The sequence below is a fragment of the Streptomyces sp. NPDC016459 genome (assembly GCF_040632845.1).
Lineage (GTDB): Bacteria > Actinomycetota > Actinomycetes > Streptomycetales > Streptomycetaceae > Streptomyces.
On sequence record NZ_JBEYCR010000002.1, the window covers coordinates 915170 to 939733 of the forward strand.

At 72.8% G+C, this 24564-nt stretch carries 19 protein-coding genes; 16 read left to right on the plus strand and 3 right to left on the minus strand.

Features of this window, described 5'->3' with window-relative positions; all coding sequences use genetic code 11:
- Positions 1 to 6 precede the first annotated feature (6 nt).
- A complete protein-coding gene (gene mnmA, locus ABZ567_RS09860) occupies positions 7 to 1146 on the plus strand; it encodes a tRNA 2-thiouridine(34) synthase MnmA (protein WP_360786395.1) in 1140 nt (379 codons plus the stop codon).
- 11 nt (positions 1147 to 1157) lie between these two features.
- Here the strand turns inward: mnmA and ABZ567_RS09865 are convergent, their stop codons facing one another.
- Positions 1158 to 1946: an alpha/beta fold hydrolase gene (locus ABZ567_RS09865; RefSeq protein WP_360786397.1), complete on the minus strand. Its 789-nt coding sequence runs from the start codon at positions 1944 to 1946 to the stop codon at positions 1158 to 1160.
- Between the two features lie 106 nt (positions 1947 to 2052).
- Between ABZ567_RS09865 and ABZ567_RS09870 the strand changes: the two genes are divergently transcribed.
- From ABZ567_RS09870 to ABZ567_RS09940, 15 genes are all read left to right on the plus strand, one after another.
- The gene (locus tag ABZ567_RS09870) at positions 2053 to 2592 is read left to right on the plus strand and encodes a TIGR00730 family Rossman fold protein (protein ID WP_360786398.1); all 540 of its coding nucleotides are present in this window, start codon (positions 2053 to 2055) and stop codon (positions 2590 to 2592) included.
- Positions 2593 to 2599: 7 nt separating this feature from the next.
- On the plus strand, positions 2600 to 3298 hold the full coding sequence (locus ABZ567_RS09875; RefSeq protein ID WP_360786400.1) for an SDR family oxidoreductase: 699 nt from the start codon (positions 2600 to 2602) through the stop codon (positions 3296 to 3298).
- Positions 3299 to 3300: 2 nt separating this feature from the next.
- Complete coding sequence (locus tag ABZ567_RS09880) at positions 3301 to 4308, plus strand: methionine synthase (protein WP_360786402.1); 1008 nt, start codon at positions 3301 to 3303, stop codon at positions 4306 to 4308.
- A 32-nt stretch (positions 4309 to 4340) separates the two neighbouring features.
- Positions 4341 to 6521, plus strand: a complete 2181-nt coding sequence (gene ligA, locus ABZ567_RS09885) for an NAD-dependent DNA ligase LigA (protein WP_360786404.1) — start codon at positions 4341 to 4343, stop codon at positions 6519 to 6521.
- A gap of 310 nt (positions 6522 to 6831) precedes the next feature.
- A complete protein-coding gene (locus ABZ567_RS09890; RefSeq protein WP_360786406.1) occupies positions 6832 to 8946 on the plus strand; it encodes a bifunctional diguanylate cyclase/phosphodiesterase in 2115 nt (704 codons plus the stop codon).
- 106 nt (positions 8947 to 9052) lie between these two features.
- The gene (gatC, locus tag ABZ567_RS09895) at positions 9053 to 9349 is read left to right on the plus strand and encodes an Asp-tRNA(Asn)/Glu-tRNA(Gln) amidotransferase subunit GatC (RefSeq protein WP_015036350.1); all 297 of its coding nucleotides are present in this window, start codon (positions 9053 to 9055) and stop codon (positions 9347 to 9349) included.
- A 5-nt stretch (positions 9350 to 9354) separates the two neighbouring features.
- Complete coding sequence (gatA, locus tag ABZ567_RS09900; protein ID WP_360786408.1) at positions 9355 to 10851, plus strand: Asp-tRNA(Asn)/Glu-tRNA(Gln) amidotransferase subunit GatA; 1497 nt, start codon at positions 9355 to 9357, stop codon at positions 10849 to 10851.
- 5 nt (positions 10852 to 10856) lie between these two features.
- A complete protein-coding gene (locus ABZ567_RS09905; protein WP_360786542.1) occupies positions 10857 to 11090 on the plus strand; it encodes a hypothetical protein in 234 nt (77 codons plus the stop codon).
- Between the two features lie 16 nt (positions 11091 to 11106).
- A complete protein-coding gene (gatB, locus tag ABZ567_RS09910) occupies positions 11107 to 12618 on the plus strand; it encodes an Asp-tRNA(Asn)/Glu-tRNA(Gln) amidotransferase subunit GatB (protein ID WP_360786410.1) in 1512 nt (503 codons plus the stop codon).
- Positions 12619 to 12885: 267 nt separating this feature from the next.
- Entirely contained in the window at positions 12886 to 14985 is a 2100-nt protein-coding gene (locus tag ABZ567_RS09915; protein ID WP_360786412.1) for a phosphocholine-specific phospholipase C, read from the plus strand.
- 191 nt (positions 14986 to 15176) lie between these two features.
- Positions 15177 to 17423, plus strand: coding sequence for an MMPL family transporter (locus ABZ567_RS09920; RefSeq protein WP_360786414.1), 2247 nt, complete (start codon positions 15177 to 15179; stop codon positions 17421 to 17423).
- A complete protein-coding gene (locus tag ABZ567_RS09925; RefSeq protein ID WP_360786416.1) occupies positions 17401 to 17979 on the plus strand; it encodes a GNAT family protein in 579 nt (192 codons plus the stop codon). The genes ABZ567_RS09920 and ABZ567_RS09925 overlap by 23 nt, the downstream gene beginning before the upstream one ends.
- Positions 17980 to 18014: 35 nt before the next feature.
- Entirely contained in the window at positions 18015 to 18590 is a 576-nt protein-coding gene (locus ABZ567_RS09930; protein ID WP_360786418.1) for a hypothetical protein, read from the plus strand.
- Positions 18591 to 18741: 151 nt separating this feature from the next.
- A complete protein-coding gene (locus tag ABZ567_RS09935; protein WP_360786420.1) occupies positions 18742 to 18939 on the plus strand; it encodes a hypothetical protein in 198 nt (65 codons plus the stop codon).
- 34 nt (positions 18940 to 18973) lie between these two features.
- Entirely contained in the window at positions 18974 to 22003 is a 3030-nt protein-coding gene (locus ABZ567_RS09940) for an AAA family ATPase (protein WP_360786543.1), read from the plus strand.
- A gap of 230 nt (positions 22004 to 22233) precedes the next feature.
- On the opposite strand, the gene ABZ567_RS09945 is transcribed toward ABZ567_RS09940, so the two are convergent.
- Both ABZ567_RS09945 and ABZ567_RS09950 read right to left on the minus strand, forming a co-directional pair.
- Positions 22234 to 23388 carry a PQQ-dependent sugar dehydrogenase gene (locus ABZ567_RS09945; RefSeq protein ID WP_360786422.1) on the minus strand — a complete coding sequence of 385 codons (1155 nt, stop codon included), beginning with the start codon at positions 23386 to 23388 and terminating at the stop codon, positions 22234 to 22236.
- A 128-nt stretch (positions 23389 to 23516) separates the two neighbouring features.
- Entirely contained in the window at positions 23517 to 24527 is a 1011-nt protein-coding gene (locus ABZ567_RS09950) for an aldo/keto reductase (RefSeq protein ID WP_360786423.1), read from the minus strand.
- Positions 24528 to 24564 lie beyond the last annotated feature (37 nt).

Genomic DNA, 24564 nt, shown 5'->3' on the forward strand with positions numbered 1-24564 from the left:
AGGGCTATGACTCAGACCCCGCCCCCGCGCCCCCTTCGCGTCCTCGCCGCCATGTCGGGCGGAGTGGACTCCGCCGTCGCCGCCGCCCGTGCCGCCGAGGCGGGCCACGACGTCACCGGCGTCCACCTCGCCCTCTCCGCGAACCCGCAGTCCTTCCGTACGGGCGCGCGTGGCTGCTGCACGATCGAGGACTCCCGGGACGCCCGCCGGGCCGCCGACGTCATCGGCATCCCCTTCTACGTGTGGGACCTCGCCGAGCGTTTCCGCGAGGACGTCGTCGACGACTTCGTCGCGGAGTACGAGGCCGGCCGCACGCCCAACCCGTGCCTGCGCTGCAACGAGAAGATCAAGTTCGCGGCGCTGCTCGACAAGGCGCTCGCCCTCGGCTTCGACGCGGTCTGCACGGGCCACTACGCGACGGTCGTCCTGAACGAGGACGGCACCCGTGAGCTGCACCGGGCCTCCGACATGGCCAAGGACCAGTCGTACGTCCTCGGTGTCCTGGACGAGAAGCAGCTCGCGCACGCGATGTTCCCGCTGGGCGACACCCTCACCACCAAGGACGAGATCCGGGCGGAGGCCGAGCGGCGCGGGCTCGCGGTCGCGAAGAAGCCCGACAGCCACGACATCTGCTTCATCGCCGACGGCGACACCCAGGGCTTCCTCGCCTCCCGCCTCGGCAAGGCTGAGGGCGACATCGTCGACGAGGGCGGCACGAAGGTCGGCACCCACGAGGGCGCGTACGGCTTCACCATCGGCCAGCGCAAGGGCCTGCGGATCGGCCACCCGGCCGCGGACGGCAAGCCCCGCTACGTCCTCGACATCTCGCCCGTGAACAACACGGTCACGGTCGGCCCGGTCGAGGCCCTCGACGTGACCGGCCTGACGGCGATCAAGCCCCGCTGGTGCGGCGCCGCCCCGGAGGGCCCCGGCCGCTACACGGCCCAGCTCCGCGCCCACGGCGGCGAGACCGAGGTGACGGCGTCCCTCGCGGACGGCGAGCTCACGGTCATCTTCGCGGAGCCGGTCCGCGGCGTGGCCCCGGGCCAGGCGATCGTCCTGTACGACGGCACGCGCGTGGTGGGCTCGGCCACGATCGCGACGACGACCCGCCGCACGACGACGACCGCCCCCGCGACCGCGTAGGCCCCACCCCCTCAGGCGGCCCCCACGGCCTCCCGGTCCTCGCAGAAGAACTCCGTGAGGACCGGGGCCAGGACGTGCGGGGCCACCTCGGGCGTCTGGCCCGTCAGGGTGCGGTGCCGGGCGCGGGGGAGGGCCGCCGTCGCGGCGCGGGCCGCATGACGGGTCCCCGCCGGGCTCGCGCCTCCGTCGACCACCAGTACGCGCGCGTGGACCCCGGCGAGCCGCCGCTCCGGGACCGTCCCGTCGCCGAGGACGGCGAGGTCGTACGCGAGGGTGTGCGCCAGGTCCGTGAGGCCGGGCCGCAGCTCCGCGGGCCCCGCCGAGTCCGTGAGGAACAGGGCGAGCGCGGCGGACCGACGCCCCCGGCCGAGCAGCTCCGCCACCCGGCTCCACCGCTGAGCGGCCTCCGCCGAGTACGGCGGCTCGTACACCGACACGTGCCCCACCGTCAGTCCCGCCGCCGCCGCGGTGAGCGCGAGCGCGCCCCCGGTGCCCGTCCCGTGCAGGGCGGCCCCGGCCCCGGCCTCCGCGACCACCGCCGCCAGGTCCTCGACCTCCCGCTCCACGGCGTACGGCCCGGTGTCGCCGCTGCCGCCGCGCCCCCTCCGGTCGTACGCGAGCACCGAGAACCGCCGGGCGAGCAGCAGGCCCAGCGGGCGCTCGGACACGGCCGTCCCGAGGGCGCCGCTCACCAGGACGAGCGGCGGCCCGTCCCCGTAACGCTCGTACGCGATCGGCGTGCCGTCCCGTGACGTGACCCGTCCCCGGACCCTGCTCAGCGCGGTCTCCACCTCGTCCATGGCAGGGCAGACCCGGCCCGTCACCGGAACTCATCGCCGGGCGGGGGGATTTCCCGAAGAATCTCGCAAGCCCCTGGTCAGGGGGCAGGGGCCTACGGTGGAGCGCATGAACATCTGCGTCTTCCTCTCCGCGGCCGACCTGGACGAGCGGTACACGGCCCCGGCCCGCGAGTTCGCCCGCCTCCTCGGCGAGGGGGGCCACACCCTGGTCTGGGGCGGCTCCGACACCGGCCTGATGAAGGTCGTCGCGGACGGTGTGCAGGAGGCGGGCGGCCGCCTCGTCGGCGTCTCCGTCGACTTCCTCGCCCACAAGGCCCGCCCGGACACCGACGAGATGGTCGTCACCGGGGACCTGGCCGCACGCAAGGCGCTCCTCCTCGCCAAGTCCGACGCGATCGTGATCATGGTCGGCGGCACCGGCACCCTCGACGAGGCCACCGAGATCCTGGAACTGAAGAAGCACGGCAAGCACGGCAAACCGGTGGTCCTGCTCAACACGGCCGGCTTCTACGACGGCCTGAAGACCCAGTTCCAGCGCATGGAGGACGAGGGCTTCCTCCCGCTTCCCCTCACCGACCTCGTCCTCTTCGCGGAAGACGGCCCGACTGCCCTGGCCCACCTGGAGGAGAACATCGGCTCCCGCTGATGCGAGCATGGCTCCCATGGCTACACATGTGATCACCGGAGCCGGTTCAGGCATCGGCGCGGCCGTCGCGCGCCGCCTCCACGCGCGCGGGGACGAACTCGTGCTGCACGCGCGTGACGCGGGGCGCGCCAAGGAGCTCGCCGCCCGGTTCCCGGGGGCCCGGACGCTCGTCGGGGACCTGGCGGACCCGGACCGGCTGTCCTGGGCGTTCTCGCACCAGAGCATGCCCGAGCGGGTGGACGGCCTGCTGCACATCGCGGGCGTCGTCGACCTCGGGCCCGTCGGGGACCTGACCCCGAAGACCTGGCACCACCAGCTCAACGTCAACCTGGTCGCCCCGGCCGAACTGACCCGGCACCTCCTGCCTCAACTGCGGGTCTCCCAGGGCCACGTCGTCTTCGTGAACTCGGGCGCCGGGCTCGCCGCGCACGCCCAGTGGGGCGCGTACGCCGCGTCCAAGCACGGTCTCAAGGCGCTCGCCGACTCCCTGCGGCACGAGGAGCACGCCCACGGGGTGCGGGTGACGTCCGTCTACCCGGGCCGCACCGCGAGCCCCATGCAGGCGAAGGTCCACGCCCAGGAGGGCAAGGAGTACGACCCCTCCCGGTGGATCGACCCCGAGTCGGTCGCGACGGCGATCCTCACCGCGATCGACCTGCCGCGCGACGCGGAGATCAACGACCTCACCGTCAGGCCGGGGCGCTGACCATGGGCGACACGGACGACATCGTGCTCTGGGGGCCCGCCACCGGCGTCGGTTCCCTGCCGGGCGGCGACGCCCGCGAGGCCGCCAGGACCGCCACCGGGTCCTTCGAGGACTTCCCGTTCCTGGCCGAGCTGCCGGCCCGCGGCCCCGGCGCCGACATGATCGGCCGGACGATCGGGATGCTGGTCGACCTCTACGCGCACGTGGAGCCGAGCGGCTGGCGGATCAGCGACCGGCCCGGCCGGGACACCCGGCGGGCCCGCTCCTGGCTCGGCGAGGACCTGGACGCCCTCGAGGAGTTCACCCAGGGGTACGAGGGCCCGCTCAAGGTGCAGGCCGTGGGCCCCTGGACGCTGGCCGGGGCGCTGGAGCTGCACGGTGGCGAGGCGGCACTCCGGGACGCGGGTGCCTGCCGCGACCTGGTCGGTTCGCTCGCCGAGGGCCTCCACGGGCACCTCGCGGAGCTGCGCAAGCGGATCCCGGGGGCCAGGATCGTCCTTCAGCTCGACGAGCCCTCGCTCACCGCGGTGCTGCGCGGTGACGTCCGTACCGCCAGCGGCTACCGCACCTACCGCGCCGTCGACCGGCAGGTCGTGGAGAGCGCCCTGCGGGAGGTGATGGGGGTCCACGACGGACCGGTGGTCGTGCACTCCTGCGCTCCGGACGTGCCCTTCGCGCTGCTGCGGCGAGCCGGAGCAGCCGGCGTCTCGTTCGACTTCGGTCTGCTCACCGAGCGTGACGAGGAGGCGATCGGTGAGGCCGTCGAGGCCGGCACCAAGCTCTTCGCCGGTGTGGTGGCCTCCACTGACGGCCCGTTGTCAGACCCGGGCGGTAGCGTCATGGGTGTCAGGACGCTGTGGCGCAGGCTGGGGCTGAATCCGGGGACTCTCGCGGAGTCCGTGGTCGTCACTCCCACGTGCGGGCTCGCGGGCGCTTCGCCCGACTACGCCCGTGCGGCGCTCGCCCACTGCGTCCGGGCGGCGAGATCGCTCGCGGACAACCCAGAGTGACCGGGTTTCGAGGCACGGGAGGACGGACGAAGGTGGCAGTCGAACAGGGGGCCCTGCCCGCCGAGGCACGGGAGAAGCACGCCGACCTGGCCGAGCAGGTCGAGGAGCACCGCTTCCGGTACTACGTGAAGGACCAGCCGGTCATCAGCGACGGCGACTTCGACCGGCTCCTGCGCGCCCTGGAGGCGCTGGAGGAGGAGTACCCGGAGCTGCGGACGCCCGACTCGCCGACCCAGAAGGTCGCGGGACAGTACGAGACCGAGTTCACCTCCGTCGAGCACCGCGAGCGGATGCTCTCCCTGGACAACGCCTTCGACGACGAGGAGCTGGCGGCCTGGGCCGAGCGGATCGCGCGGGACGTCGGCACCCCCGACTTCCACTACCTGTGCGAGTTGAAGGTCGACGGCCTCGCGGTCAACCTCACGTACGAGCACGGGCGGCTGACCCGGGCCGCCACGCGCGGCGACGGCCGCGCCGGCGAGGACATCACGCCCAACGTCCGGACGATCGCCGACGTCCCGGACCGGCTGCACGGGGACCGCGTCCCGGACCTGGTGGAGATCCGCGGCGAGGTCTACTTCCCGATGGAGGCCTTCGAGGGGCTCAACGCCCGCCTGGTGGAGGCCGGCGACAAGCCCTTCGCCAACCCGCGGAACGCGGCGGCGGGTTCGCTCCGCCAGAAGGACCCCAAGGTCACCGCCTCCCGTCCGCTGCACATGGTGGTGCACGGCATCGGTGCCCGCGAGGGCTTCGACATCTCCCGCCTCTCGGAGACCTACGAGCTGCTGCGCGAATGGGGCCTGCCCACCGCCCGGCACAACAAGGTGGTCGGCTCGCTCGACGAGGTGCGGGAGTTCGTCGCGTACTTCGGGGAGAACCGCCACTCCGTGGAGCACGAGATCGACGGGGTCGTCGTCAAGCTCGACGAGATCCCGCTCCAGGGCCGGCTCGGCTCCACCGCGCGCGCCCCCCGCTGGGCCATCGCCTGGAAGTACGCGCCGGAGGAGGTCAACACCAGGCTGCTCGACATCAAGGTCGGCGTCGGCAGGACCGGTCGCGTCACGCCGTACGCGCAGGTGGAGCCGGTGACCGTGGCCGGCTCCGAGGTCGAGTTCGCCACCCTCCACAACCAGGAGGTGGTGAAGGCCAAGGGCGTCCTGATCGGCGACACGGTCGTGCTGCGCAAGGCCGGCGACGTCATCCCGGAGATCCTCGGGCCGGTCGCCGACCTGCGGGACGGCAGCGAGCGGGAGTTCGTGATGCCCGCCGAGTGCCCGGAGTGCGGGACGTCGCTGAAGCCGATGAAGGAGGGCGACATCGACCTCCGCTGCCCGAACTCCAGGACCTGCCCCGCCCAGCTGCGCGAGCGGCTCTTCTTCCTCGCCGGGCGCCAGTGCCTGGACATCGAGAACTTCGGCATGGTGGCCGCGGCGGCGCTGACCCGCCCCCTGGAGCCGGCCGAGCCGCCTCTCGGGGACGAGGGCGACCTCTTCGACCTCACCATCGAGCGGCTGCTTCCGATCAAGGCGTACGTCCTCGACCCGAGCAGCGGGCTGCCCAAGCGGGACCCGAAGACCGGCGAGGAGAAGATCGTCACGGTCTTCGCCAACCAGAAGGGCGAGCCGAAGAAGAACGCGCTGGCGATGCTGGAGAACATCGCGGCGGCGAAGGAGCGGCCGCTGGCCCGGTTCATCAACGGGCTCTCGATCCGGCACGTGGGGCCGGTCGCCGCAGAGGCGCTGGCCCGGGAGTTCCGTTCCCTGGAGCGGATCGAGCAGGCGAGCGAGGAGGAGCTGGCAGCCGTCGACGGCGTCGGCGGGATCATCGCGGCCGCCGTGAAGCAGTGGTTCTCCGAGGAGTGGCACCGGGAGATCGTGCGCAAGTGGCGCGCGGCCGGGGTCCGTCTCGAGGACGAGGGCGCGGGAGAGGACGAGGGACCGCGTCCGCTGGAGGGGCTGACGGTCGTGGTCACCGGCACCCTGGAGAAGTTCACCAGGGATGGCGCAAAAGAGTCCCTGCAGCGGCTCGGAGCGAAGGTGACCGGTTCCGTTTCGAAGAAGACCGCCTTTGTGGTGGTCGGTGAGAACCCGGGTTCGAAGTACGACAAAGCGATGCAGCTGAAGGTTCCGGTTCTGGACGAGGACGGCTTCTCCGTCCTGCTCGAACAAGGGCCCGACGCGGCTCGCGAGGCCGCGGTCCCCGTCGCCCCGTGACCCCCCGCCGTCCCCCGCGAAGCTCACCCGTTCGGCGCATACCAGATCGTTACGGGTGGCCGGGTCGCATTCGGGCAAGACAAGGAGAGCGCTGCCCGTCGAAGCCCTCGGCGGCCTAGTGTGGTGACCGTGCGTCTCGTCGTGCACGGCCGCGCGAGGGCTCTGCCGCTCGTGGCGCCAGGACCACGGCCCCGTCGACACGAGACACGCCGCCCGACGGCGGCCGTGCGACGGACGGCCGGACCACCGGCGGCCGCGCGACCGCGGCCGTCGCACACCGCCGGCACCGCCGCCTGTGAGAGGGACGGGAATGGAACCGACCGAGAGCGCCGCCCCGGTCCCACGGCCACACGGCCGTGCGGTCCCGCAGGGCCTTCCCTCCCGGCTACCCGCAGCCGTGGTGGGCATCGCCGCCGTCGTGCTGGTCGTCGGGCTCCAGCAGGCCCTGAGCGCCGGGCACGTGCTCTTCCCCGGCGGTGTCGCCGGCTGGTCCCTCGCCGTCCTCACCGGCCTCATCGTCGGCCACCTGGTCGCCCTCGGCCGCGACCGCTGGTGGGGCGGCGCCGGATCCGGCGCCGCCCTCACCCTCGCCGTCCTCCTCCTGTACGGCTGGGTGCCCGCCGGCCTCGTCTCCCTGACGGTCGTCGCCTTCGTCGGCGCCGCCCGCCGACACCGCTGGCGACAGGGCCTGCTGCACGGCGCCGCCGACGTCCTCGGAGTCGCCGCCGCCGCCCTCGCCCTCGCCCTCTTCGGAGAGGTACCCAGCGTCGACCGGCCCTGGCAGCCACTCGACTGGACCATCGGAGACCTCCCGGAAGTCGTGTTCGCCGCGACCACCTATCTCGTGGTGACCCGCGTCCTCCTGTGGTACACGCTCGCCCCCCAGAGTGGCGGCCTGCCCACCATCGCCCGCACCGCCCTCCTCCGGCAGGGTCTCGTCGCCGTCGCCCTGCTCGGCATCGCCCCGCTGATCTGCGTCGTCGCCGCCACCAGGCCGGTCCTGCTGCCGCTCTTCGCCGTTCCCCTCATCGCCCTCGACTCCACCCTCTGGATCGCCCGCGCCCGCGCCGAGGAGCAGCTGCGCGACCCGCTGACCGGGCTCCCCAACCGCCAGTGGCTCCTGGAGCGGGCCTGGACCGCCCTGGAGGAGGCCGAGGGCGGGGGAGCCCGCGCCGCCCTCGTCCTGATCGACCTCGACCGTTTCCGGTCGGTCAACGACACCCTGGGTCACCTCGCGGGCGACCGGCTGCTCCTCCAGATCGCCGACCGGCTCCGCCTCGCCCTGCCCCGCGGCGCCGAGGCCGCCCGGCTCGGCGGCGACGAGTTCGCCGTCCTGCTGCCCACCGCCGACTCCACCACCAGCGCCCAGCGGGTCGCCCGCCACCTCGTCGCCGAACTCTCCTCGCCCCTCGACCTCGACGGACTCACCCTCGTCCTGGAGGCGAGCGCCGGCGTCGCCGTCTTCCCCGACCACGCCCTCGACGCCGAAGGCCTGCTGCGCCGAGCCGACGTCGCCATGTACCAGGCCAAGCGGGACCGCACCGGCGTCGAGGTCTACGAGTCCAAGCGCGACTCCAACACGCCCGACCGGCTCGGACTCCTCGGCGACCTGCGCCGCGCCCTCGACGCCGGCGACGTCGAACTCCACTACCAGCCCAAGGTCCGCTTCGACGGCCAGGTCGCCGGCCTGGAAGCCCTCGTCCGCTGGGTGCACCCCGAGCGCGGAAAGGTCCCGCCGGACGAGTTCATCGCCATCGCCGAGTCCTCCGGCCTGATGCCGCACCTCACCGAGTACGTCCTGGAGACCGCCCTCGCCCAGGTCGCCCGCTGGCGCGCCCAGGGCCTCGACGTCCCGGTCGCCGTCAACGTCTCGCCGCGCGACGTGCACACCCCCGGCTTCGCCGGCGCCGTCGCCGCCCGGCTGGCCCGCCACGGCGTCCCGGCCGGCGCGCTCCAGCTGGAGATAACGGAGCACGTGCTCCTCGAAGACCCCCAGCGGGCCGCCGACACGCTCAACGGCCTCACCGGCCACGGCGTCAAGATGTCCCTCGACGACTTCGGCACCGGCTACTCCTCCCTCGTCCATCTGCGCCGACTCCCCGTCAGCGAGCTCAAGATCGACCGCTCCTTCGTCGCCCGGCTCGCCGTCGACACCGAGGACGCCGAGATCGTCCGCTGCACGGTCGACCTCGCCCACTCCCTCGGCCTCCTCGTCGTCGCCGAGGGCGTCGAGGACGACGAGACCTGGGAGCGCCTGCGCGACCTGGGCTGCGACGCCGTCCAGGGCTGGCTGGTGGCGGCCGCTATGCCCCCGGGCGAGGCGACCGCCTGGCTCCTGGCCCGCGGCGAGCACGGCTGGCGCCGCCCCGCCGACCTCGCGGCCGAACTGAACGTCGACCAGGCCTCCGGGCAGGTCGTCCCGTAGCCCGCGTCCACCCGCCACCGGGACGCCGGGCAAACCGTTTCACGGGCAGGCGCACCGGCCCCATAGGATGGGGCCACACCATCAAGCTCACCCCGTGAGGATCCGCATGCCTGGCATCACGCGCGAGGAGGTCGCCCACCTCGCACGGCTGGCGCGTCTGGAGCTGAAGGGCGAAGAACTCGATCACTTCGCCGGCCAGCTCGACGACATCATCGGCGCGGTCGCCCGCGTCTCCGAGGTCGCCGACCAAGACGTACCGCCGACCTCCCACCCGCTGCCGCTGACCAATGTCATGCGCGCGGACGAGGTCCGTCCGTCGCTCACCCCCGAGCAGGCGCTCTCCGGCGCCCCGGCCCAGGAGCAGCAGCGTTTCAAGGTGCCGCAGATCCTGGGGGAGGACTAACAGTCATGACGGACAACATCATCAAGCTCACCGCGGCCGAGATCGCCGGGAGGATCGCCGCCGGCGAACTGACCGCCGTCGAGGTCACCGAGGCCCACCTCGCCCGCATCGAGGCCGTCGACGAGAAGGTCCACGCCTTCCTCCACGTCGACCGTGAGGGCGCGCTCGCCCAGGCCCGCGCCGTCGACGAGAAGCGCGCCCGGGGCGAGAAGCTCGGCCCGCTCGCCGGTGTGCCGCTCGCGCTCAAGGACATCTTCACCACCGCCGGCATGCCGACGACCGTGGGCTCGAAGATCCTCGAGGGCTGGATCCCGCCGTACGACGCGACCCTGGTCAAGAACCTCAAGGCCGCCGACGTCGTCATCCTCGGCAAGACCAACATGGACGAGTTCGCGATGGGCTCCTCGACGGAGAACAGCGCCTACGGTCCGACCGGCAACCCCTGGGACCTGACCCGGATCCCCGGCGGCTCCGGCGGTGGCTCGTCCGCCGCCCTCGCCGCGTACGAGGCCCCCCTCGCCATCGGCACGGACACCGGCGGTTCCATCCGCCAGCCCGCCGCCGTCACCGGCACCGTCGGCGTCAAGCCGACCTACGGCGGGGTCTCCCGCTACGGCATGGTGGCGTTCTCGTCCTCTCTCGACCAGGGCGGCCCCTGCGCCCGTACGGTCCTGGACGCGGCCCTCCTGCACGAGGCGATCGCCGGGCACGACCCGCTCGACTCGACCTCCATCGACGCCCCGGTCCCGCCGGTCGTCGAGGCCGCGCGCAACGGCTCGGTCGCCGGCATGCGCGTCGGCGTCGTCAAGCAGTTCCGCGGCGAGGGCTACCAGGCCGGTGTCGTGCAGCGCTTCGACGAGTCCGTCGAGCTGCTGAAGTCGCTGGGCGCCGAGATCGTCGAGCTGGACTGCCCGACCTTCGACCTGGCCCTCTCGGCGTACTACCTGATCGCGCCGTCCGAGTGCTCCTCCAACCTGGCCCGCTTCGACGCCATGCGCTACGGCCTGCGCGTCGGCGACGACGGCACCCGGTCGGCCGAGGACGTCACCGCCCTCACCCGTGAGGCCGGCTTCGGCGACGAGGTCAAGCGCCGCATCATCCTCGGTACGTACGCGCTGAGTTCCGGTTACTACGACGCCTACTACGGCTCGGCGCAGAAGGTCCGTACGCTCATCACCCGCGAGTTCGAGCAGGCCTTCGAGCAGGTGGACGTGATCGTCTCCCCGACGACTCCCACCACCGCCTTCCCGATCGGCGAGCGCGCCGACGACCCGATGGCCATGTACCTCGCGGACCTGTGCACGATCCCGACCAACCTGGCCGGCAACGCCGCCATGTCGCTGCCCTGCGGCCTCGCGCCCGAGGACGGCCTCCCGGTCGGTCTGCAGATCATCGCCCCCGCCATGAAGGACGACCGGCTCTACAAGGTCGGCGCCGCCGTCGAGGCGGCCTTCGTGGAAAAGTGGGGGCACCCGCTGCTTGAGGAGGCTCCGTCGCTGTGAGTGCCATGGCAAAGAAGGCCAAGAACTTCAAGAAGTCGAAGACCGGCGTGTACGTGTCGCTGGCCAGCACCGCGTTCGGTGCCATCAGTGTCGCCAAGCAGGCCAAGCTGGCCCGCAGCGACGGCGACACCCTGCGGCTGATCGACGCCGCCGTGTCCGCCGCCGCCATCGTGACCGGCCTGGCGATCCTCTACCGGGAGCTGAAGCGCCTGGGCGACGAAGACGTCCTGCTGGGCTGAGAGGGAAAGTCTCACCGTGACTGTCACTGAACTGCTGTCGTACGAAGCGGCGCTCGCCGCGTACGACCCCGTCATGGGCCTTGAGGTCCATGTCGAGCTGGGTACCAAGACGAAGATGTTCTGCGGCTGCTCGACCGAGCTGGGCGCGGACGCCAACTCGCAGACGTGCCCCACCTGTCTCGGCCTGCCCGGTTCGCTCCCGGTCGTCAACGCGATCGGCGTCGAGTCCGCCATCAAGATCGGTCTCGCGCTGCACTGCGAGATCGCGGAGTGGTGCCGCTTCGCCCGGAAGAACTACTTCTATCCGGACATGCCGAAGAACTTCCAGACCTCCCAGTACGACGAGCCGATCGCCTTCAACGGCTATCTGGACGTCCAGCTGGAGGACGGCGAGGTCTTCCGCGTCGAGATCGAGCGCGCCCACATGGAGGAGGACACCGGCAAGTCCACCCACATCGGTGGCGCGACCGGCCGCATCCACGGCGCCTCGCACTCGCTGCTCGACTACAACCGGGCCGGCATCCCGCTCATCGAGATCGTCACCAAGCCGATCGAGGGCGCGGGCGAGCGGGCCCCCGAGGTCGCCAAGGCGTACGTCGCCGAGCTGCGCGAGCTGATCCGCGCCCTCGGTGTCTCCGACGCCCGCATGGACAAGGGCCAGATGCGCTGCGACGTGAACCTGTCGCTGCGCCCGCACGGCACCAAGACCTTCGGCACCCGCTCGGAGACGAAGAACGTCAACTCGCTCCGCTCGGTGGAGCGCGCGGCGCGCTTCGAGATCCAGCGCCACGCGGCCGTGCTCACCTCCGGTGGCACGATCGTGCAGGAGACCCGTCACTTCCACGAGGACGACGGTTCCACCACCGCGGGCCGCATCAAGGACAACGCCGAGGACTACCGGTACTTCCCGGAGCCCGACCTCGTCCCCGTCGCCCCGGCCCGCGAGTGGGTCGAGGTGCTCCGCAAGGGCCTTCCCGAGCTGCCTCGGGTGCGCCGTACCCGGCTGCGCGAGGAGTGGGGCGTGTCCGAGCTGGACATGCAGTCCATCCTCAACGCGGGCGCGGTCGACGCGATCGTCGCGACGATCGAGGCGGGCGCGGACGCGGCCTCGGCGCGCAAGTGGTGGATGGGCGAGCTCGCCCGCAACGCCAACGAGCAGGGCGTCTCGCTGGAGGAGCTGGCCATCACCCCGGCCGACGTGGCCCGGGTCTCGGCCCTGGTCGCCTCCGGTGACCTCAACGACAAGCTGGCCCGTCAGGTCATCGAGGGCGTTCTCGCCGGCGAGGGCTCCCCGGACGCGGTCGTCGAGAAGCGCGGTCTGAAGGTCGTCTCCGACGACGGCGCCCTCGGCACGGCCGTCGAGGAGGCCATCGCGGGCAACGCGGCCATCGCCGACAAGATCCGCGGAGGCAAGGTCGCGGCGGTCGGCGCCCTGGTCGGCGCGGTCATGAAGGCGACCCGCGGTCAGGCGGACGCGGCGAGGGTCAAGGACCTGATCCTGGAGAAGCTGGGCGTCAGCGAGGGCTGAGTTCCTTCTCGTATGTCATGGGGACGGCCCCGCACCGAAGTTCCGGTGCGGGGCCGTTCGCGTGTCCGGCTACCGCTTGAGGAGCGGGCGGCTCGCCCATGCGTGTGAGCGTGGCCGGAAATCGCTTGGACTTCCGGCGCCTCCTCTTGGACGTTCACCGCAGCGCCCCCGTCGGGTCTTCTCGCCGTCACCGCGTCTCACTACCGTCCCCGGCGTACCACCCAATGGCTCGAAGGCGAACCATTGGCCGTCGACTGGAGGTCGGTCTTGTCATCCGAGATGTCCCGCAGAAGGCTCCTCGCACTGGGCGGAGGCGCCCTCGGCGCCGCCGCGGCCGGCTCACTGCTGCCGCCGTCGCTGCAGGCCGCGATGGCCGCGGAGCCCCCCGCAGGAGGGATGTCGGCGGTCCGGCACGTGGTGATCCTGATGCAGGAGAACCGCTCCTTCGACCACTACTTCGGCACCCTCCGCGGCGTCCGCGGATTCGGTGACCGCAATGCCGTCGAACTTCCCTCCGGCAAACCGGTGTTCGAACAGCCCGCCGCCCTCGGCCGGACCGTGCTGCCCTTCCCGATCCGCGGCGCCGCCGAGACCCAGAAGAAGGACCTCCAGTACATAGGCGACCTCGACCACTCCTGGAGCGGCGGCGCCAAGGCCTGGCGCGGCGGCTGGATGGACGGATGGGTCTCGGCCAAGACCGCCGCCACCATGGCGTACTACGACCGGCAGGACCTCCCCCTGCACTACGAGCTCGCCGACACCTTCACCATCTGCGACGCCTACCACTCGTCCATCCACACCTCCACGAGCCCCAACCGCAACCACCTCTGGTCCGGCTGGACCGGCTTCGAGGCCGACGGCAGCCGGGCCGTCACCAACGCCGCCTACGCCGAGGGCACCCACCCCGGCTACGGCTGGTCCACCTACGCCGAGCGCCTCGAAGCCGCCGGGCGCAGCTGGAAGACGTACACCGAGTGGGAGAACTTCACCGACAACAACATCGAGTTCTTCACCAGCTTCAAGAAGATCGCCCGCAAGGCGCTGGCGAGGACCGGCGGGCACACCTTCATGGAGTCCTTCTACGCCGCCGTCCGCGACACCGACGACGCCACCGAGCGAACCCGTCTCCTCGGCCTCCTGGAAGAAGGCGTCGCCACCCTCACCGGGGCGGAGCGCTCCCTCTTCGAACGCGGTCTGCGCCGCGTCGAGAGCGGCACCCTCGCCGACGCCTTCCGCGCCGACGTGGCCGCCGGCACCCTCCCCGAGGTCTCGTACCTGGTGCCCTCCGCGATCGACTCCGAGCACCCCGGCTCCTCCTCGCCGATCGCCTCCGCGACCCTCGTCTACAAGGTGCTCGACGCCCTCGGCGCGCACCCGGACGTCTGGCGCCACACCGTCGTCCTCATCAACTACGACGAGAACGACGGCTTCTTCGACCACGTGCCGCCGCCGGTCCCGTCCGCCGACGACCCGGCGGGAGCCGCCGAGCGGTGGAAGGGCCTGCCCACCGGCCTCGGCATCCGAGTCCCGCTGCTCGTCGTCTCGCCCTGGTCGGTCGGCGGCTACGTCTGCTCGGAGACCTTCGACCACACCTCGGTGATCCGTTTCCTGGAGCGGCTCACGGGCATCCAGGAACCCCTCATCACCCCCTGGCGCCGGGCCGTCACCGGCGACCTCACCTCCGCCTTCGACTTCGCGCGCGGCCGCCGGCTGCCCGAGGTCGAGCAGCCGGGCCCGATCCCGCCCTTCTCCGGCCGCTGGCGGCCCCAGCCCCCGGCCGTCCAGCACATGCCGACGCAGGAACCGGGCGTCCGCCGCGCCCGCCCCCTGCCGTACCAGCCGGACGCCGCCGCGACCACCGGCGCCGGTTCGGTGACGGTCGCGCTCAGCAACCGGGCGAAGGCGAGTGCGCACTTCGCGCTCTACCCGTACGCCGGTGAGTTCGCCGTCCCGCAGCACAAGGACGTCCGGGGCACGGGGGAGTGGACCGTCCCCGTTCCGGGTGATCACTACCGCTTCACGATCACCGGCCCCAACGGCTTCCGCCGCGAGTTCGAGGGACCCGCGACGGGCGGCGCCGAACTCGCCTCGCGGATCGACCACCACGACCGTGACCTGCATCTCACCGTACGAAACACCGGATCCGCGCCGCTCTCCTTCACGGTCCGGCCGCTGGGGTACGTGGACCCCGACGACCTCGGCGACTGGACCCGCACGGTCACCGTCAAGCCCGGCCGGACCCGTACCGTCGTGCACTCGGCCTCCGACGCGCACGGCTGGTACGACATCGAGGTGACCGCGGCCGGTGGCTTCCGCCGCCGGCTCATGGGGCACATCGAGAACGGCCGCGCGAGCGTCTCCGGCTGAGCACCCGCGGTGAGCCGTTGTGCCCGGGAGGCCAGGACCTCGGTCCCGAACCTCCCGGGCACGCCTGTGAGTATCGACACGAAACGGGCAAACGATCACGTTTGGCTGCGACAGTGGGCCCCATGTAGGTCATGCGTTCTCTTCGGGCCGTTCCCGTGGAAGAGCCAGGAACCACCCAGGGAGCACGTCCTTTGGCAGCCATCGCACGGTGGTGCGTCACGCACCGCCTCGTCGCCGTCCTCCTGTGGCTCGTCGCCCTCGTCGGCGTCGGCACCGCGGCGGCCGTCGCCGGCAGCGCCTACTCCAACGACTACGAGGTGCCCGGCACCGAGTCCGGCCGTGCCACCGCCCTCCTCGACCGCGGCTTCGACGGCCTGGGCGGCGACACCGACACCATCGTCTGGCACACCGACCGGGGCAGCGTCCGCGCGGACGCCGTCGAGCGGCGCGTCACCGCGATGCTCGACGAGGTCGCCGCACTGCCCGGCGTCGCCGCCGTCACCTCCCCGTACGGCGACACCCGCGGCCAGGTCAGCGAGGACGGCCACACCGCCTACGCCACCGTCACCTTCCACGAGCGGGCCGACGACATCCCCCCGGCGCAGACACGTGCCCTCGTCGACACCGCCAAGGCCGCGGCGAACGAGCCCGAGGGGCTCTCCGTCGAACTCGGCGGCAACGCCGTCGCCCTCACCGAGGCCCCCGGCGGGCACCTCGCGGAAGTCGTCGGCGTCGCCGTCGCCGCCGTCGTCCTCTTCCTGGCCTTCGGCTCCCTCGCCGCCTCCGCGCTCCCCATCGCGACCGCGCTCGTCAGCGTCGGCATCGCCTCTTCCGGGATCGTGCTCCTCGGCCATCTGATGACCGTCGCCGACTTCGCCCCCATGCTCGGCATGCTCGTCGGCCTCGGCGTCGGCATCGACTACGCCCTCTTCATCGTCACCCGGCACCGCAGAGGCCTGAAACGCGGCCTGTCCGTCGCCGAGGCCGCCGAGACCGCCGTCGCCACCACCGGCCGTGCCGTCGTCTTCGCCGGCGCCACCGTCTGCATCGCCCTCCTCGGGATGCTGATCCTGCGGCTCGGCTTCCTCAACGGCGTCGCCATCGCCGCCTCCCTCACCGTGGTCCTCACGGTCGCCGCCTCCATCACCCTGCTCCCGGCGCTGCTCTCGTTCATCGGCGCGCGGGCGCTGTCGCGGCGCGAACGGCGGACGCTCGCCGTGCACGGGCCGCAGCCCGAACTGCCCACCGGCTTCGCCGCCCGCTGGTCCGCCTTCGTCGAGCGGCACCCCAAGCTCCTCGGCCTGGTCGCCGTCGTCGTCATGGGCGTCCTGGCGCTGCCCACGCTCTCCCTCCACCTCGGCACCTCCGACCAGGGCAACAACCCGGCCACCGCGACCACACGGAAGGCGTACGACCTGATCGCCGACGGCTTCGGCCCCGGCGTCAACGGCCCGCTCACCCTCGTCGCCGGGCTGGACGGCGCCGACGACCGGGTCGCCCTCGACCAGCTGCCGGCCGCCCTCGCCGCCACCCGTGGGGTCGCCTCCGTCTCCCCGGTCAGCTACAACAGCTCGGGCGACACCGCCGTCCTCACCGTCGTCCCCGACTCCTCACCCCAGTCCAGGGCCACCAGCGAACTCGTCGACCGGCTCCGTACGGACGTCCTCCCGAAGGCCGAGGCCGGCAGCTCCCTCGACGTCCACGTCGGCGGTCTCACCGCCTCGTACGACGACTTCGCCGAGATCATCGTCGGCAAGCTCCCCCTCTTCGTCGGCGTCGTCATCGCCCTCGGCTGTCTGCTCCTCCTCCTCGCCTTCCGCTCGATCGGCATCCCGCTCAAGGCCGCCGCCATGAACGTCGCGGCCGTCGCCGCCGCCTTCGGCGTCGTCGTGGCGATCTTCCAGTGGGGCTGGGGGAGCGAACTCCTCGGCCTGGGCAGTGCCGGTCCGATCGAACCCTTCCTCCCCGTGATCATGGTCTCCGTCCTCTTCGGACTCTCCATGGACTACCAGGTCTTCCTGGTCAGCCGGATGTACGAGGAGTGGCTGGAGACCGGCGACAACCGGCGGGCGGTCCGGGTCGGCCTCGCCGAGACCAGCCGTGTGATCAACTCCGCCGCCGTCATCATGATCTCCGTCTTCCTCGCCTTCGTCCTCTCCGGCGACCGGGTCATCGCGATGTTCGGCATCGCGCTCGCGGCGGCCGTCGCCCTCGACGCCTTCGTGCTCCGCACCCTCCTCGTCCCCGCCCTGATGCACCTCCTCGGCGGCGCGAACTGGTGGCTGCCGCGCTGGCTCGACCGCCGGCTGCCGCGGATCAGCATCGAACCTCCCGAGTGCCGCGAAGCCGCCGACGCGCGTGGGAAGATCCCTGGGCAGCGCGTGACGGTGCCGGCCGTGGAGGAGAGGGACGACGATGTTCGCGATACCGCTAGGTGACGACGACGCCGAGCTGAGGCCCCTGGAGCCCTGGCAGGCCGAGGAGTTCCTGACCCACATGGACCGGGGACGGGACTTCGTCGGGCAGCACATCGCGCTGCCGGACTTCGTCGCCGACCTGGACTCCGCCCGCTCCTTCCTCCGCTCGTACGCCGAGAAGGCCGCGAACGACACCGGACGCATCTACGGCATCTGGACCGGGGGCACGCTCGTCGGCGGCGTCCTCTTCCGGACCATGGACGTGACGCACGGGACCGCCGAGGCGGGCTGCTGGCTGGAGCCCTCCGCCGCGGGGAAGGGCCTGATCACCCGGGCCTGCCGGGTCATCATCGACTGGGCGGTCGAAGAGCGCGGCATCCACCGCGTCGAGTGGCGCGCCTCCGCGAAGAACGCGCCGAGCATCGCCGTCGCCCGCCGCCTCGGCATGACACGGGAGGGCGTCCTGCGGGAGAGCTACCCGCACCGCGGCACCCGCGCGGACACGGAGGTCTGGGCCGTCCTCGCCCCGGAGTGGCGCGCGGCGAAAGCCCACGGGGCTGCCGGGGGAGCGTCTTAAGACGGCTCTCATGTGTGCCGCCTAGCGTGCGCCGCATGGACACCAAGACGACGACGACTGACAAGACCGGCCAGAGCGAAGCGGGCACGGAGAGCGCCGAGGCCCCCGCGGCCGCCGGGAACGCGCCGACAGGCGACACCGCGGTGAACCGGCTCGACGGACAGGACGGGGAGCAGGCCGGGGAGTCGGCGGGGGAGCCGGCCGGGGAGGCGGTCGGGGAGGTCGCCCCCGCCCCCGCCGGCATCGGTGCCGCCGCCGCGGCCGTGGTCTCCGCCGCCCTCGCGGCCGTCGCGCTGACCGGCACCTGGACGGGCAAGGTCGTCGCCGAGCGCGAGACCCTCATCGGGCAGATCAAGACCTCCGGATCCGGCACCCCCGCCCAGCAGATCTCCGAGATCTACGGCGACGCCTGGCACACCACCGCCCTGGTGAACGGCGTCTTCGCGTTCGTCGCCCTCTTCGTCGCCGTCCTCGTCCTCATCCTCCCCGGGCGCCCCGCCTGGGTCCGCGCGGTCGCCGTCGCGGGCGCCGTCCTCGGCGGGATCGGTCTGCTCCTGTCGGCCGGTACCTACTTCGACCTGTTCCTGAGCCTTCCCACCGCCGGATCCTGAGACCGTCTAAGGCCCCCCCGGGGCCCGCCTAAGGCCCCCCGTACGCCGAACATGCGGCACTCGCCCGATGCGGCCGCACTGCCTGGGAAACGACAGTAGAGGCATCGCGAGAAGCGGTACCGAAACCGACGAACACCAGGGGAGCGACACGATGTTCGCGTACGAGATCGACCGCATGAACCACGCCCAGCTCGTCCGCGAGGCCGCCGCCCAGCGCCTGTCCCACGCGGCCGCCGAGTCGGCCGGCGCCACCCGGAGCCTGCGCCGCCTCGGTCGCCGCAGCGGGGGCCAGGACCCGGAGGGGCGGGTGAATGGCGACGGACGGGGCCGCTTCGTCCGGGCCGCGTGACCCCCGTATGGGCGAGGGCCCGGACGTCTGTGCGATGCTCGGCGCCGTGGAGACCAGGTCAGTCAGCCCCGTGTTCGTCGGCCGCGCCGGCGAACTCACCGCCCTCACCGAGGCGCTCTCCCGCGCGGACGCGGGAGAGCCCCAGGCACTGCTCGTCGGCGGTGAGGCCGGGGTCGGCAAGACCCGGCTCATCGAGGAGTTCCTCGACACGGCCTGCGGCCGCGGCGCCGTCGTCGCGCTCGGCGGCTGCGTCGAACTCGGCGCCGACGGACTGCCCTTCGCCCCCTTCGCCACCGCGCTGCGCTCGCTCCGGCGCCGGCTCCCCGACGAACTCACCGAGGCCGCCGACGGCCAGGAGAGCGAGCTCGCCCGCCTCCTGCCCGAACTGGGCGATCCCGGAAGCCACGACTCCGCCGACGAGGACTCCACCGGCCGCCTCTTCGAACTGACCGTACGGCTCCTGGAACGGCTCGCCGCCGACCGTACGATCGTGCTCGTCCTGGAGGATCTCCACTGGGCCGACGCCTCCACCCGGCACCTCCTCACCTACCTCCTCCGCACCCTGCGCCGCGGCCGGATCGTGGTCGTCGCCAGCTACCGCGCCGACGACATCCACCGCCGCCACCCGCTGCGCCCCCTCCTCGCGGAACTCGACCGGCTCCGCACCATCCGCCGCATCGAACTCGCCCGCTTCACCCGCATCGAGGTGCACCGCCAGCTCACCGGCATCCTCGCCGCCGAACCCGACCCCGGCCTCGTCGAAGAGGTCTTCGAACGCTCCGACGGCAACGCCTTCTTCGTCGAGGAACTCGTCGTCTCCCACGAGGCCGGCTGCGCCCCCGGCCAGCTCAGCGACTCCCTGCGCGACCTCCTGCTCGTCCGGGTCGAGACACTCCCCGAAGACGCCCAGCGGGTCGCCAGGATCGTCGCCGAAGGCGGCTCCACCGTCGAGTACGGCCTGCTCGCCGCCGTCGCCCGGCTCACCGAGGACGAACTCATCGAAGCGCTACGGGCCGCCGTCGGCGCCAACCTCCTGCTCGCCGTCCCCGACGGCGACGGCTACCGCTTCCGCCACTCCCTGGTCCGCGAGGCCGTCAGCGACGACCTGCTGCCCGGCGAACGCTCCCGCCTCAACCGGCGCTACGCCGAAGCCCTGGAGGCCGACCCGGCACTCGTCCGGACCGACGAGCGCGCCACCCGGCTCGCCACGTACTGGTACCACGCGCACGACCCGGCCAAGGCCCTGCCCGCCGTCCTGCGCGCCTCCGTCGAGACCCGCAAGCGCCACGCCTACGCCGAGCAGCTCCGGCTCCTCGAACGGGCCATGGAACTCTGGGACGAGGCCCCCGCGGAGACCCGCCGCTCGCTCCGCCCCATCGACTACGCCGAGGCCTACCCGCCCTGCGGCTGCGACCCCGAGAGCACCGCCCTCAGCTACCTCGACCTGCTCGCCGAGGCTGCCGTCGCCGCCCGCCTCAGCGGCGACCGCGAACGCGCCCTGAAGATCGGCAGGACGGCCCTGCGCCTCCTCGAAAGCTCGGAGGAGAACGACCCCCTCCGCGCCGCCTGGTTCTGGACCGAGAAGGCCCGCCTCCAGTCCAACCTCGGCCGGGGCGACGGCCGGAAGGAGATCGCCCGCGCCCAGGAACTCGTCAAGGGCCTGCCGCCCTCCGCCGTCCACGCCGTGGTCCTCGTCGGCGCCGCCGGCTGGGGCATGCTCCGCAACCCCGGACCCGAGGCCATCACCGCCGCGGAACGCGCCGTCGAGTACGCCCGGCTCGTCAGGGCCGAGTCCATCGAACTCAACGCCCGGCTCACCCTCGGCACCCTCATGGCCGGGGCCGGCGACGTCGAGGCGGGTCTCGCCGAGATGCACGAGGTACGGGAACGGGCCAAGGCCCGAGGCCACTACACCGAGACCGCCCGCGCCCACATCAACCTCGCCTCCTCCCTGGAGGCCCTCGGCCGCTCCCACGAGGCCGTCGAACTCTCCGACACCGGCGTCCGTCTCGCCCGCTCCTACGGCCTCGTCGACAGCGTCGGCTGGATCGAGGCCAACCGGGCCGAGTCCCTCTTCTCCCTCGGCCGCTGGGACGAGACCCGGGAGGCCGCCGAACGGCTGCTCCGCTCCGCGACCAGCACCAAGCCCCGCGGCTCCGCCTCCCTCCGCCTCGCCCAGCTCGCCGTCGCCCGGGGCGAACTCGACACGGCCGGCCGCCACCTCGCCGACGCCCGGGCCGTCTACGGCACCCGCGACCCGATCCCCCAGTACACCCTGCCCATGGACCAGGTCGAGATCGCCGTCGCGGCCGCCGAGGGGCGTGTCTCCGACGTCCGGTCCCAACTGGCCGCCGCCGAACGAGCCGGTTTCCCGCCGAGCACCCACCGCTACGGCTGGCCGCTCGTCCTCACCGCCGTCACCGCGGAGGCCGACAGCCGAGGGCTGCCCGGCGCCGACGAGGGCCGCGCCGAGGCACTCGACGCGATCCGCCGCTGCCTCCGCGGCCTCGCCGCCCCGGCCCCCGTCTGGGCCGCCCACGCCCGACAGGTCTCCGAGGAACTCGCCCGCGCCGAGGGACGGGAATCGGCCGCCCGCTGGGCCGAGGTCGTCGCCGCCTACGAACCGCTGGAACGCCCCGCCCAGCTGGCCCGCGCCCGCCACCGCCTCGCCGACGCCCTGCTCGTCGAAGGCGGCCGCCGCGAGGAGGCCACGGCCCTGCTCCGCCAGGCCCACGCCACCGCCGTCCGCCTCGGCGCCCGTCCGCTCCGCGAGGACGTGGAACTCCTCGCCGCCCGCGCCCGCCTCTCCCTGGCCCCCGAGAAGCAGCCCCGGGAGCCGGTGGAGCCCGCGGAAGACACCTTCGGTCTGACCCCCCGCGAACAGGACGTCCTGGCTCTGGTCGCGGTCGGCCGCACCAACCGCCAGATTGCCGAAGAGCTGTTCATCTCACCCAAGACGGCCAGCGTCCACGTCTCCAACATCCTGGCCAAACTGGGCGTCGCCGGCCGCGGCGAGGCCGCAGCCCTGGCCCACCGCCTCCACCTCCTCGACACCTCTCTCTGACCGCCCCGACCGCTTCGGCAGCTCTCAACCGTGGCGGTCGCTCCGGACCGCCCCAGATCGCTCCGACCGGCTCCGGACCGCTCCGACCGGCTCCGGACCGCTCCGACCGGCTCCGGACCGGTCCGACCGTTCGGGATCGCCCCGGCCGTTACGGACCGCTCCGGCCCCTCCTCCCGCTCCGGCCGGTCGGACTCCCCTTCCCCGCCCCCGGGCCGGTGTCGGGCCGTTCGTCAGCTCACCTCCAGCCGGAGGATCCTGTCGTCCCCCGGCCCGGGAGTGCCCCGGGTGTCGGTCTCGCTGGTCACCAGCCAGAGCCGCCCGCCGCCCCCCGCGAGGACCGTGCGCAGACGTCCGTACTCCTCCGTCAGGAACGCCTCGGGGTCCCCCGAGCGCTCCGCGCCGGCCAGCGGGACCCGCCACAGCCGCTCACCTCTGAGCCCCGCCATCCAGATCGCGCCCCGTGCGAACGCGATCCCGCTGGGGGAGGCCTCCGAGGTCGGCCACTGGGCCACCGGGTCCACGAAGCCGGCCCGTCCGGTCCGTCCCTCGACCTCCGGCCAGCCGTAGTTCTTCCCGGACTCGACCAGGTTCAGCTCGTCCCAGGTGTTCTGCCCGAACTCGGCGGCCCACAGGCGCCCCGCCGAGTCCCAGGCGATTCCCTGCACGTTCCGGTGCCCGTACGAATAGACCACCGATCCGGCGGAGGGATTGCCCGGCGCCGGCCTGCCCTCCGGGGTCATCCGGAGGATCTTCCCGCCGAGCGAGTCCCGGTCCTGGGCGAGACCGGTCCTGCCCGTCTCACCCGTCCCCGCGTACAGCATCCCGTCCGGCCCGAACGCGATCCGCCCGCCGTTGTGCACGAGGCCCTTCGGGATGCCCGTCAGCACCGGCTCCGGCGCGCCGAGCCGGTCCCCGCCCCCATACCGCATGCGCACGATGCGGTTGTCCGACTCCGCCGTCAGATAGGCGTACACCCAGCCGTCCCGGACCGCGAGGCCCATGAGTCCGCCCTCACCGCCCGGCACCACACCCGGCACCTCGCCGAGCGGGGTCTTCGCCCCGGTCCGCCCGTCGACCCGGGTGACCGTCCGCTCGTCCCGCGAGGAGACGAGCAGGTCACCGCCCGGCAGCTCCGCGAGCCCCCAGGGCGACTTCAGCCCCTCGGTGAGCGTCCCCGTCACGGTGACCCGGCCGCCGGCGGAGGGAGCACCGGTCGGGGCCGGAGAGGTGGACGGGGCCGGCGTCACGGAAGCGGTGGCGCCCGCCGAGGCCGACGTCGGCGGAGCCGTACCCGGGCGGTCCTCCGTACCTCCCGAGGAGCAGCCCGCCACCAGAACCAGCACGGCGACGCCCCACAGGGCCTTCACAACAGCAGGACGGCTCATGGCACGGTCCCTTTCGACGAGTCGAGCGGCATCCCTTCACCCTTGATACACCGCTCGGCGCGACCAGGTTCCCAGCCCGCCGCCGAAGATCCCGCGAGCCGCCCAGTCGCAGAAACCCCGCGAGCCGCTCAGTCCCAGGAACCCCGCGCCGCCGGAAGCGCCGCGATCTCCGCCAGGTCCTCCGCCGTCAGCCGCAGCCCGGCCGCCCGGGCGTTCTCCACCGCCCACCGCTCCCGCTTCGCCCCCGGCACCGGCACGACGTGCGGACCCCGGCCGAGCACCCACGCCAACGCCACCTGCGCCGGGGTGACATCCGCCCCGTGCCGCGCGGCCACCCGTCGCAGACCCGCCACGAGCGGCTGGTTCGCCGCCATCATCTCGGCCGTGAACCGGGGGTGCCGGGCCCGTGGATCGTCCCGCTCGAAGCCGCCACCGGGGAGGAGCGTCCCCGTCAGGAAACCGTTCCCCAGCGGCATCGCCGCCAGGAAGCCGACGCCCCGCGCCGCACACCACGGCAGCAGCCGTACCAGGGCCTCCTGCGACCACACCGACAGCTCGGCCTCCACCGCCGCCACCGGGAAGACCTGCTGGACCCGCTCCAGTTGGCGGATCGTTCCCTCGTACCCGTCGCGGGCGGCGCCCGTCGCACCCCGGCGGGCCGCCCGCGCACCGACGGCGCACAGACCGAGCGCCCGCACCTTGCCCGCGGAGACCAGCTCGGCCATCGCGCCCCAGGTCTCCTCGACCGGTACCTCGGGGTCCGCGCGGTGCAGCTGGTACAGGTCGATCACATCGGTCTGGAGCCGCCGCAGGGAGGCGTCACAGGCCCGACGCACGTATCCGGGCCTGCCGTTGGCGACCACGTGCTGGTCGCCGACGAGCAGTCCGCACTTCGTCGAGACGAAGGCGTCCGCCCGTCGCTCCTTCAACGCCCGCCCCACGAGCAGCTCGTTGGTGAACGGTCCGTACATGTCGGCGGTGTCGAGCAGGCTCACCCCGGCGTCGAGCGCCGCGTGCACGGTCCGCAGCGAGCGGTCGCCCCGTTGTTCCGAACGGCTGTACGCCCAGGTCATCGGCATGCACCCCAGGCCGACCGCACCCACGTCGAGCGCCGTCGCCCCGATAGTCCTGCGCTCCACCTGCCGGTACCCCTCCCTGTGCCGTCCCCCAAAGTAA

Bases quoted from the DNA above. Each gene is read 5' to 3' on its own strand.
- mnmA (WP_360786395.1), top strand. From the start codon at position 7: ATGACTCAGACCCCGCCCCCGCGCCCCCTTCGCGTCCTCGCCGCCATG.
- ABZ567_RS09865 (WP_360786397.1), bottom strand. From the start codon at position 1,946: ATGGACGAGGTGGAGACCGCGCTGAGCAGGGTCCGGGGACGGGTCACG.
- ABZ567_RS09870 (WP_360786398.1), top strand. From the start codon at position 2,053: ATGAACATCTGCGTCTTCCTCTCCGCGGCCGACCTGGACGAGCGGTAC.
- ABZ567_RS09875 (WP_360786400.1), top strand. From the start codon at position 2,600: ATGGCTCCCATGGCTACACATGTGATCACCGGAGCCGGTTCAGGCATC.
- ABZ567_RS09880 (WP_360786402.1), top strand. From the start codon at position 3,301: ATGGGCGACACGGACGACATCGTGCTCTGGGGGCCCGCCACCGGCGTC.
- ABZ567_RS09890 (WP_360786406.1), top strand. From the start codon at position 6,832: ATGGAACCGACCGAGAGCGCCGCCCCGGTCCCACGGCCACACGGCCGT.
- gatC (WP_015036350.1), top strand. From the start codon at position 9,053: ATGCCTGGCATCACGCGCGAGGAGGTCGCCCACCTCGCACGGCTGGCG.
- gatA (WP_360786408.1), top strand. From the start codon at position 9,355: ATGACGGACAACATCATCAAGCTCACCGCGGCCGAGATCGCCGGGAGG.
- ABZ567_RS09905 (WP_360786542.1), top strand. From the start codon at position 10,857: ATGGCAAAGAAGGCCAAGAACTTCAAGAAGTCGAAGACCGGCGTGTAC.
- ABZ567_RS09925 (WP_360786416.1), top strand. From the start codon at position 17,401: ATGTTCGCGATACCGCTAGGTGACGACGACGCCGAGCTGAGGCCCCTG.
- ABZ567_RS09930 (WP_360786418.1), top strand. From the start codon at position 18,015: ATGGACACCAAGACGACGACGACTGACAAGACCGGCCAGAGCGAAGCG.
- ABZ567_RS09935 (WP_360786420.1), top strand. From the start codon at position 18,742: ATGTTCGCGTACGAGATCGACCGCATGAACCACGCCCAGCTCGTCCGC.
- ABZ567_RS09940 (WP_360786543.1), top strand. From the start codon at position 18,974: ATGCTCGGCGCCGTGGAGACCAGGTCAGTCAGCCCCGTGTTCGTCGGC.
- ABZ567_RS09945 (WP_360786422.1), bottom strand. From the start codon at position 23,388: ATGAGCCGTCCTGCTGTTGTGAAGGCCCTGTGGGGCGTCGCCGTGCTG.